Genomic DNA, 11,340 nt, shown 5'->3' with positions numbered 1-11,340 from the left:
GGTGTATTAGCCTGACGATGACCTACTTTCACACGGGAATCCGCACTATCATCGGCGCTGAGTCGTTTCACGGTCCTGTTCGGGATGGGAAGGGGTGGGACCGACTCGCTATGGTCATCAGGCTTGACTGGTTGGCTTGCTGACAGTGGTCAGCATGCCCAATTCGGTAGAGTCAAATCAGCTTTGGTTTGATTGCGTCTTCAAAGTTTGAAGAACGGTTTTGATCGTGGCAGGCCCGGTATTGGGGCTGCGCTTTGATCTGCGTGACCACTCACCTTGACGTTTTGAGTGTCAAAGTTATAGGGTCAAGCCGCACGGGCAATTAGTACTGGTTAGCTTAACGCATTACTGCGCTTCCACACCCAGCCTATCAACGTCCTGGTCTTGAACGACCCTTCAGGGGGCTCTAGGCCCCGGCAAGACTCATCTTGAGACGAGTTTCCCGCTTAGATGCTTTCAGCGGTTATCTCTTCCGCACTTAGCTACTCGGCGATGCCACTGGCGTGACAACCGATACACCAGAGGTGCGTCCACTCCGGTCCTCTCGTACTAGGAGCAGGCTCTCTCAATCTTGCAGCGCCCACGGAAGATAGGGACCAAACTGTCTCACGACGTTTTAAACCCAGCTCACGTACCTCTTTAAATGGCGAACAGCCATACCCTTGGGACCGGCTACAGCCCCAGGATGAGATGAGCCGACATCGAGGTGCCAAACACCGCCGTCGATATGAACTCTTGGGCGGTATCAGCCTGTTATCCCCAGAGTACCTTTTATCCGTTGAGCGATGGCCCTTCCATACAGAACCACCGGATCACTTTGTCCTACTTTCGTACCTGCTCGACTTGTCAGTCTCGCAGTCAAGCACGCTTATGCCAATGCACTATCAACACGATTTCCGACCGTATTTAGCGTACCTTCGAACTCCTCCGTTACACTTTGGGAGGAGACCGCCCCAGTCAAACTGCCCACCATACACTGTCCCCAACCCGGATAACGGGCCAAGGTTAGAACCTCAAACACACCAGGGTGGTATTTCAACGTTGGCTCCACCTGATCTAGCGACCAGGTTTCAAAGCCTCCCACCTATCCTACACAGATCTGTTCAAAGTCCAATGTAAAGCTACAGTAAAGGTTCATGGGGTCTTTCCGTCTTTCCGCGGGGAGATTGCATCATCACAAACATTTCAACTTCGCTGAGTCTCTGGAGGAGACAGTGTGGCCATCATTACTCCATTCGTGCAGGTCGGAACTTACCCGACAAGGAATTTCGCTACCTTAGGACCGTTATAGTTACGGCCGCCGTTTACTGGGACTTCAGTCAAGAGCTTGCACCCCATCATTTAATCTTCCAGCACCGGGCAGGAGTCACACCCTATACGTCGACTTTCGTCTTTGCAGAGTGCTGTGTTTTTAATAAACAGTTGCAGCCACCGATTCTCTGCGGCCTCATTGGGCTAACCAAGTAAATGGATCACCTACTAAAGGCACACCTTCTTCCGAAGTTACGGTGTCAATTTGCCGAGTTCCTTCTCCAGAGTTCTCTCAAGCGCCTTAGAATACTCATCTCGCGCACCAGTGTCGGTTTGCGGTACGGTCGTCAATAGCTGAAGCTTAGTGGCTTTTCCTGGAAGCAGGGTATCACTCACTTCGTCTGCAAGCAGACTCGTTATCACCCCTCATCTAAGCCCGGCGGATTTGCCTACCAGGCACGACTACAGGCTTGAACCGGGACATCCAACACCCGGCTGAGCTAACCTTCTCCGTCCCCACATCGCACTATTGATCGGTACAGGAATATTGACCTGTTTCCCATCAGCTACGCATCTCTGCCTCGCCTTAGGGGCCGACTCACCCTACGCCGATGAACGTTGCGTAGGAAACCTTGCGCTTTCGGCGAGGGGGCTTTTCACCCCCTTTAACGCTACTCATGTCAGCATTCGCACTTCTGATACCTCCAGCAGGCCTCACGACCCACCTTCACAGGCGTACAGAACGCTCTCCTACCACGCACAGTAAACTGTGCATCCGCAGCTTCGGTAACTGGCTTAGCCCCGTTACATCTTCCGCGCAGGACGACTCGATCAGTGAGCTATTACGCTTTCTTTAAATGATGGCTGCTTCTAAGCCAACATCCTGACTGTTTTAGCCTTCCCACTTCGTTTCCCACTTAGCCAATTTTAGGGACCTTAGCTGGCGGTCTGGGTTGTTTCCCTCTTGAGTCCGGACGTTAGCACCCGGTGCTCTGTCTCCCAAGCTGTACTCTTCGGTATTCGGAGTTTGCATAGGTTTGGTAAGTCGCCATGACCCCCTAGCCTAAACAGTGCTCTACCCCCGAAGGTAATACTTGAGGCACTACCTAAATAGTTTTCGGAGAGAACCAGCTATCTCCAGGTTTGTTTAGCCTTTCACCCCTATCCACAGCTCATCCGCTAGTTTTGCAACACTAGTCGGTTCGGACCTCCAGCACCTGTTACGGTACCTTCATCCTGGCCATGGATAGATCACCTGGTTTCGGGTCTACACCCAGCGACTGAATCGCCCTATTCGGACTCGATTTCTCTACGGCTACCCTATTCGGTTAACCTCGCCACTGAATGTAAGTCGCTGACCCATTATACAAAAGGTACGCAGTCACCCTTGCGGGCTCCTACTTTTTGTATGCATGCGGTTTCAGGATCTATTTCACTCCCCTCCCGGGGTTCTTTTCGCCTTTCCCTCACGGTACTTGTTCACTATCGGTCGATTACGAGTATTTAGCCTTGGAGGATGGTCCCCCCATATTCAGACAGGATTTCACGTGTCCCGCCCTACTCTATTCGTGCCTAGTTCCACAATCGACATTTCTCATACGGGGCTATCACCCGCTATGGCCGGACTTTCCATTCCGTTCTGATATGCCAACTGCTAAAACACGAGGGCTACTCCGATTTCGCTCGCCACTACTTTCGGAATCTCGGTTGATGTCTTTTCCTCGAGCTACTGAGATGTTTCAGTTCACCCGGTTCGCCTCGCATACCTATGTATTCAGTATGCGATACCTCTAAACGAGGTGGGTTTCCCCATTCGGAAATCTCCGGATCAAAGCTTATTTGCCAGCTCCCCGAAGCTTATCGCAGGCTATCACGTCCTTCGTCGCCTGTAATCGCCAAGGCATCCACCACATGCACTTAGTCACTTGACCCTATAACTTTGACATCCGCAGATGTCGTCAAGGACAGATGCTCAACAACTTGAGCATTTATTTGAGTATCACGCGTTCGCCGTTCTTCAATTTCTACTCTTTTCAGAGTTGAAGTTTGTTGACGCAATCAAATGTCGCTGGCGGCACGGTGCCGGTCACCCCTTTACGAGTGCCCAAGCTTTCCGCCAGCAACGCTGATTCGACTCTACGAATTGTTAAAGAACAACAGCCGACTAAAAAGTCGAGACTGGCAAACCGCATCGCCCGCTTGGACGCTGTGGTTTGCCACCCTTGTGAAGTGATGGTGGAGGATGACGGGATCGAACCGACGACCCCCTGCTTGCAAAGCAGGTGCTCTCCCAGCTGAGCTAATCCCCCAAGATCTTGACGATCCCCGTGGTGGGTCTGGCTGGATTCGAACCAGCGACCCCCGCCTTATCAAGACGGTGCTCTAACCGACTGAGCTACAGACCCACGCGTTTCTTGCGTGCTCCTGCAATCGCGCCAACCGGCAAGGCCAGCTCGCCAGGCTCACGCGTTTTCTCACTCACTGTTGTGTGTCTACAGCCGATAAGTGTGGGCGCGCTGAACTCGCTTATGTGGACTCGACTCAATCGCCTGGCCTGAGCCAGACAACGGTCTCGTCATCTCTAGAAAGGAGGTGATCCAGCCGCACCTTCCGATACGGCTACCTTGTTACGACTTCACCCCAGTCACGAACCCTGCCGTGGTAATCGCCCTCCTTGCGGTTAGGCTAACTACTTCTGGCAGAACCCGCTCCCATGGTGTGACGGGCGGTGTGTACAAGACCCGGGAACGTATTCACCGCGGCAAGCTGATCCGCGATTACTAGCGATTCCGACTTCACGCAGTCGAGTTGCAGACTGCGATCCGGACTACGACCGGGTTTCTGGGATTAGCTCCCCCTCGCGGGTTGGCAGCCCTCTGTCCCGGCCATTGTATGACGTGTGTAGCCCTACCCATAAGGGCCATGATGACCTGACGTCATCCCCACCTTCCTCCGGTTTGTCACCGGCAGTCTCATTAGAGTGCCCTTTCGTAGCAACTAATGACAAGGGTTGCGCTCGTTGCGGGACTTAACCCAACATCTCACGACACGAGCTGACGACGGCCATGCAGCACCTGTGTCCAGGCTCTCTTTCGAGCACTCCCACATCTCTGCAGGATTCCTGGCATGTCAAGGGTAGGTAAGGTTTTTCGCGTTGCATCGAATTAAACCACATCATCCACCGCTTGTGCGGGTCCCCGTCAATTCCTTTGAGTTTCAACCTTGCGGCCGTACTCCCCAGGCGGTCAACTTCACGCGTTAGCTACGTTACTGAGAAGAAACCCTCCCAACAACCAGTTGACATCGTTTAGGGCGTGGACTACCAGGGTATCTAATCCTGTTTGCTCCCCACGCTTTCGTGCATGAGCGTCAGTACAGGTCCAGGGGATTGCCTTCGCCATCGGTGTTCCTCCGCATATCTACGCATTTCACTGCTACACGCGGAATTCCATCCCCCTCTACCGTACTCTAGCCATGCAGTCACAAATGCAGTTCCCAGGTTGAGCCCGGGGATTTCACATCTGTCTTGCATAACCGCCTGCGCACGCTTTACGCCCAGTAATTCCGATTAACGCTTGCACCCTACGTATTACCGCGGCTGCTGGCACGTAGTTAGCCGGTGCTTATTCTTCAGGTACCGTCATGAACCCCCAGTATTAGTAGGAGTCTTTTCTTCCCTGACAAAAGCGGTTTACAACCCGAAGGCCTTCTTCCCGCACGCGGCATGGCTGGATCAGGGTTGCCCCCATTGTCCAAAATTCCCCACTGCTGCCTCCCGTAGGAGTCTGGGCCGTGTCTCAGTCCCAGTGTGGCTGGTCGTCCTCTCAGACCAGCTACAGATCGTCGGCTTGGTAGGCCTTTACCCCACCAACTACCTAATCTGATATCGGCCGCTCCAATTGCGCGAGGTCTTGCGATCCCCCGCTTTCACCCTCAGGTCGTATGCGGTATTAGCTGCTCTTTCGAGCAGTTATCCCCCACAACTGGGCACGTTCCGATATATTACTCACCCGTTCGCCACTCGTCGCCAGGTTGCCCCGCGTTACCGTTCGACTTGCATGTGTAAGGCATGCCGCCAGCGTTCAATCTGAGCCAGGATCAAACTCTACAGTTCGATCTTGAATAAACTCAACGGAATCGAACAAAGACTATTCTCATAGCTTCATTCTTTCTTCCGTGAGCATCTAGCGATTTAACCTTCTCAGGTCGCTCGTCCAGACGCCCACGCTTATCGGCTGTAAATTCTTAAAGAACATCGAAGCAGCTCTGCGTCTTTCGACTTGACTTGCTTCGTCGCGCTGCTAACTTGTCGTCAGCAGCGAAGAGATGAGACTATAAACGAGTTCGTTTGAACTTGTCAAGCATCTTTCGAAATCATTTACACGATCAGATCGATGCGGTCTCAGCCTCAGAGATCAACGCTCCGCAAAGCGCTGATCTCTGCAAGCAGAGAAAGGAACGCCCGGTCATCCGACCGGGCGTCTCCGGATATTAGCCTGACGATGACCTACTTTCACACGGGAATCCGCACTATCATCGGCGCTGAGTCGTTTCACGGTCCTGTTCGGGATGGGAAGGGGTGGGACCGACTCGCTATGGTCATCAGGCTTGACTGGTTGGCTTGCTGACAGTGGTCAGCATGCCCAATTCGGTAGAGTCAAATCAGCTTTGGTTTGATTGCGTCTTCAAAGTTTGAAGAACGGTTTTGATCGTGGCAGGCCCGGTATTGGGGCTGCGCTTTGATCTGCGTGACCACTCACCTTGACGTTTTGAGTGTCAAAGTTATAGGGTCAAGCCGCACGGGCAATTAGTACTGGTTAGCTTAACGCATTACTGCGCTTCCACACCCAGCCTATCAACGTCCTGGTCTTGAACGACCCTTCAGGGGGCTCTAGGCCCCGGCAAGACTCATCTTGAGACGAGTTTCCCGCTTAGATGCTTTCAGCGGTTATCTCTTCCGCACTTAGCTACTCGGCGATGCCACTGGCGTGACAACCGATACACCAGAGGTGCGTCCACTCCGGTCCTCTCGTACTAGGAGCAGGCTCTCTCAATCTTGCAGCGCCCACGGAAGATAGGGACCAAACTGTCTCACGACGTTTTAAACCCAGCTCACGTACCTCTTTAAATGGCGAACAGCCATACCCTTGGGACCGGCTACAGCCCCAGGATGAGATGAGCCGACATCGAGGTGCCAAACACCGCCGTCGATATGAACTCTTGGGCGGTATCAGCCTGTTATCCCCAGAGTACCTTTTATCCGTTGAGCGATGGCCCTTCCATACAGAACCACCGGATCACTTTGTCCTACTTTCGTACCTGCTCGACTTGTCAGTCTCGCAGTCAAGCACGCTTATGCCAATGCACTATCAACACGATTTCCGACCGTATTTAGCGTACCTTCGAACTCCTCCGTTACACTTTGGGAGGAGACCGCCCCAGTCAAACTGCCCACCATACACTGTCCCCAACCCGGATAACGGGCCAAGGTTAGAACCTCAAACACACCAGGGTGGTATTTCAACGTTGGCTCCACCTGATCTAGCGACCAGGTTTCAAAGCCTCCCACCTATCCTACACAGATCTGTTCAAAGTCCAATGTAAAGCTACAGTAAAGGTTCATGGGGTCTTTCCGTCTTTCCGCGGGGAGATTGCATCATCACAAACATTTCAACTTCGCTGAGTCTCTGGAGGAGACAGTGTGGCCATCATTACTCCATTCGTGCAGGTCGGAACTTACCCGACAAGGAATTTCGCTACCTTAGGACCGTTATAGTTACGGCCGCCGTTTACTGGGACTTCAGTCAAGAGCTTGCACCCCATCATTTAATCTTCCAGCACCGGGCAGGAGTCACACCCTATACGTCGACTTTCGTCTTTGCAGAGTGCTGTGTTTTTAATAAACAGTTGCAGCCACCGATTCTCTGCGGCCTCATTGGGCTAACCAAGTAAATGGATCACCTACTAAAGGCACACCTTCTTCCGAAGTTACGGTGTCAATTTGCCGAGTTCCTTCTCCAGAGTTCTCTCAAGCGCCTTAGAATACTCATCTCGCGCACCAGTGTCGGTTTGCGGTACGGTCGTCAATAGCTGAAGCTTAGTGGCTTTTCCTGGAAGCAGGGTATCACTCACTTCGTCTGCAAGCAGACTCGTTATCACCCCTCATCTAAGCCCGGCGGATTTGCCTACCAGGCACGACTACAGGCTTGAACCGGGACATCCAACACCCGGCTGAGCTAACCTTCTCCGTCCCCACATCGCACTATTGATCGGTACAGGAATATTGACCTGTTTCCCATCAGCTACGCATCTCTGCCTCGCCTTAGGGGCCGACTCACCCTACGCCGATGAACGTTGCGTAGGAAACCTTGCGCTTTCGGCGAGGGGGCTTTTCACCCCCTTTAACGCTACTCATGTCAGCATTCGCACTTCTGATACCTCCAGCAGGCCTCACGACCCACCTTCACAGGCGTACAGAACGCTCTCCTACCACGCACAGTAAACTGTGCATCCGCAGCTTCGGTAACTGGCTTAGCCCCGTTACATCTTCCGCGCAGGACGACTCGATCAGTGAGCTATTACGCTTTCTTTAAATGATGGCTGCTTCTAAGCCAACATCCTGACTGTTTTAGCCTTCCCACTTCGTTTCCCACTTAGCCAATTTTAGGGACCTTAGCTGGCGGTCTGGGTTGTTTCCCTCTTGAGTCCGGACGTTAGCACCCGGTGCTCTGTCTCCCAAGCTGTACTCTTCGGTATTCGGAGTTTGCATAGGTTTGGTAAGTCGCCATGACCCCCTAGCCTAAACAGTGCTCTACCCCCGAAGGTAATACTTGAGGCACTACCTAAATAGTTTTCGGAGAGAACCAGCTATCTCCAGGTTTGTTTAGCCTTTCACCCCTATCCACAGCTCATCCGCTAGTTTTGCAACACTAGTCGGTTCGGACCTCCAGCACCTGTTACGGTACCTTCATCCTGGCCATGGATAGATCACCTGGTTTCGGGTCTACACCCAGCGACTGAATCGCCCTATTCGGACTCGATTTCTCTACGGCTACCCTATTCGGTTAACCTCGCCACTGAATGTAAGTCGCTGACCCATTATACAAAAGGTACGCAGTCACCCTTGCGGGCTCCTACTTTTTGTATGCATGCGGTTTCAGGATCTATTTCACTCCCCTCCCGGGGTTCTTTTCGCCTTTCCCTCACGGTACTTGTTCACTATCGGTCGATTACGAGTATTTAGCCTTGGAGGATGGTCCCCCCATATTCAGACAGGATTTCACGTGTCCCGCCCTACTCTATTCGTGCCTAGTTCCACAATCGACATTTCTCATACGGGGCTATCACCCGCTATGGCCGGACTTTCCATTCCGTTCTGATATGCCAACTGCTAAAACACGAGGGCTACTCCGATTTCGCTCGCCACTACTTTCGGAATCTCGGTTGATGTCTTTTCCTCGAGCTACTGAGATGTTTCAGTTCACCCGGTTCGCCTCGCATACCTATGTATTCAGTATGCGATACCTCTAAACGAGGTGGGTTTCCCCATTCGGAAATCTCCGGATCAAAGCTTATTTGCCAGCTCCCCGAAGCTTATCGCAGGCTATCACGTCCTTCGTCGCCTGTAATCGCCAAGGCATCCACCACATGCACTTAGTCACTTGACCCTATAACTTTGACATCCGCAGATGTCGTCAAGGACAGATGCTCAACAACTTGAGCATTTATTTGAGTATCACGCGTTCGCCGTTCTTCAATTTCTACTCTTTTCAGAGTTGAAGTTTGTTGACGCAATCAAATGTCGCTGGCGGCACGGTGCCGGTCACCCCTTTACGAGTGCCCAAGCTTTCCGCCAGCAACGCTGATTCGACTCTACGAATTGTTAAAGAACAACAGCCGACTAAAAAGTCGAGACTGGCAAACCGCATCGCCCGCTTGGACGCTGTGGTTTGCCACCCTTGTGAAGTGATGGTGGAGGATGACGGGATCGAACCGACGACCCCCTGCTTGCAAAGCAGGTGCTCTCCCAGCTGAGCTAATCCCCCAAGATCTTGACGATCCCCGTGGTGGGTCTGGCTGGATTCGAACCAGCGACCCCCGCCTTATCAAGACGGTGCTCTAACCGACTGAGCTACAGACCCACGCGTTTCTTGCGTGCTCCTGCAATCGCGCCAACCGGCAAGGCCAGCTCGCCAGGCTCACGCGTTTTCTCACTCACTGTTGTGTGTCTACAGCCGATAAGTGTGGGCGCGCTGAACTCGCTTATGTGGACTCGACTCAATCGCCTGGCCTGAGCCAGACAACGGTCTCGTCATCTCTAGAAAGGAGGTGATCCAGCCGCACCTTCCGATACGGCTACCTTGTTACGACTTCACCCCAGTCACGAACCCTGCCGTGGTAATCGCCCTCCTTGCGGTTAGGCTAACTACTTCTGGCAGAACCCGCTCCCATGGTGTGACGGGCGGTGTGTACAAGACCCGGGAACGTATTCACCGCGGCAAGCTGATCCGCGATTACTAGCGATTCCGACTTCACGCAGTCGAGTTGCAGACTGCGATCCGGACTACGACCGGGTTTCTGGGATTAGCTCCCCCTCGCGGGTTGGCAGCCCTCTGTCCCGGCCATTGTATGACGTGTGTAGCCCTACCCATAAGGGCCATGATGACCTGACGTCATCCCCACCTTCCTCCGGTTTGTCACCGGCAGTCTCATTAGAGTGCCCTTTCGTAGCAACTAATGACAAGGGTTGCGCTCGTTGCGGGACTTAACCCAACATCTCACGACACGAGCTGACGACGGCCATGCAGCACCTGTGTCCAGGCTCTCTTTCGAGCACTCCCACATCTCTGCAGGATTCCTGGCATGTCAAGGGTAGGTAAGGTTTTTCGCGTTGCATCGAATTAAACCACATCATCCACCGCTTGTGCGGGTCCCCGTCAATTCCTTTGAGTTTCAACCTTGCGGCCGTACTCCCCAGGCGGTCAACTTCACGCGTTAGCTACGTTACTGAGAAGAAACCCTCCCAACAACCAGTTGACATCGTTTAGGGCGTGGACTACCAGGGTATCTAATCCTGTTTGCTCCCCACGCTTTCGTGCATGAGCGTCAGTACAGGTCCAGGGGATTGCCTTCGCCATCGGTGTTCCTCCGCATATCTACGCATTTCACTGCTACACGCGGAATTCCATCCCCCTCTACCGTACTCTAGCCATGCAGTCACAAATGCAGTTCCCAGGTTGAGCCCGGGGATTTCACATCTGTCTTGCATAACCGCCTGCGCACGCTTTACGCCCAGTAATTCCGATTAACGCTTGCACCCTACGTATTACCGCGGCTGCTGGCACGTAGTTAGCCGGTGCTTATTCTTCAGGTACCGTCATGAACCCCCAGTATTAGTAGGAGTCTTTTCTTCCCTGACAAAAGCGGTTTACAACCCGAAGGCCTTCTTCCCGCACGCGGCATGGCTGGATCAGGGTTGCCCCCATTGTCCAAAATTCCCCACTGCTGCCTCCCGTAGGAGTCTGGGCCGTGTCTCAGTCCCAGTGTGGCTGGTCGTCCTCTCAGACCAGCTACAGATCGTCGGCTTGGTAGGCCTTTACCCCACCAACTACCTAATCTGATATCGGCCGCTCCAATTGCGCGAGGTCTTGCGATCCCCCGCTTTCACCCTCAGGTCGTATGCGGTATTAGCTGCTCTTTCGAGCAGTTATCCCCCACAACTGGGCACGTTCCGATATATTACTCACCCGTTCGCCACTCGTCGCCAGGTTGCCCCGCGTTACCGTTCGACTTGCATGTGTAAGGCATGCCGCCAGCGTTCAATCTGAGCCAGGATCAAACTCTACAGTTCGATCTTGAATAAACTCAACGGAATCGAACAAAGACTATTCTCATAGCTTCATTCTTTCTTCCGTGAGCATCTAGCGATTTAACCTTCTCAGGTCGCTCGTCCAGACGCCCACGCTTATCGGCTGTAAATTCTTAAAGAACATCGAAGCAGCCTTGCGTCTTTCGACTTGACTTGCTTCGTCGCGTTGCCAACTTGTCGTCAGCAGCGCAGAAGCGAGATTATGAACGATTTCTTTCGAA

General features: G+C 53.0%; 4 tRNA genes and 6 rRNA genes. All 10 read right to left on the bottom strand.

The features are described from left to right. Positions 1-9: 9 nt before the first annotated feature. The 10 genes from rrf (PV762_RS27735) to PV762_RS27690 all read right to left on the bottom strand — a co-directional run bounded on the left by rrf (PV762_RS27735) (position 10) and on the right by PV762_RS27690 (position 11,101). A 5S ribosomal RNA gene (gene rrf / locus PV762_RS27735) occupies positions 10-122 on the bottom strand. 179 nt (positions 123-301) lie between these two features. Then, positions 302-3,182: ribosomal RNA gene (locus PV762_RS27730) — 23S ribosomal RNA — on the bottom strand. 302 nt (positions 3,183-3,484) lie between these two features. Beyond that, positions 3,485-3,560: transfer RNA gene (locus PV762_RS27725), tRNA-Ala, on the bottom strand. 19 nt (positions 3,561-3,579) lie between these two features. Continuing rightward, positions 3,580-3,656 (bottom strand) — tRNA-Ile (locus PV762_RS27720). Between the two features lie 180 nt (positions 3,657-3,836). After that, positions 3,837-5,365, bottom strand: a 16S ribosomal RNA gene (locus PV762_RS27715). 380 nt (positions 5,366-5,745) lie between these two features. Continuing rightward, positions 5,746-5,858 (bottom strand): 5S ribosomal RNA (gene rrf, locus PV762_RS27710). A gap of 179 nt (positions 5,859-6,037) precedes the next feature. Then, a 23S ribosomal RNA gene (locus PV762_RS27705) occupies positions 6,038-8,918 on the bottom strand. A gap of 302 nt (positions 8,919-9,220) precedes the next feature. Beyond that, positions 9,221-9,296, bottom strand: a tRNA-Ala gene (locus PV762_RS27700). Between the two features lie 19 nt (positions 9,297-9,315). Further along, positions 9,316-9,392, bottom strand: a tRNA-Ile gene (locus PV762_RS27695). Between the two features lie 180 nt (positions 9,393-9,572). Next, positions 9,573-11,101, bottom strand: a 16S ribosomal RNA gene (locus PV762_RS27690). The 16S, 23S and 5S rRNA genes sit together here with 4 tRNA genes alongside, the layout of an rRNA operon. Between the last annotated feature and the right edge of the window lie 239 nt (positions 11,102-11,340).

This window comes from Mitsuaria sp. CC2, from assembly GCF_048957715.1.
Taxonomy (GTDB): Bacteria; Pseudomonadota; Gammaproteobacteria; order Burkholderiales; family Burkholderiaceae_C; genus Roseateles.
The sequence above is the reverse complement of the archived record's forward strand: the minus strand, read 5'-3'. Positions and strand labels throughout refer to the sequence as shown.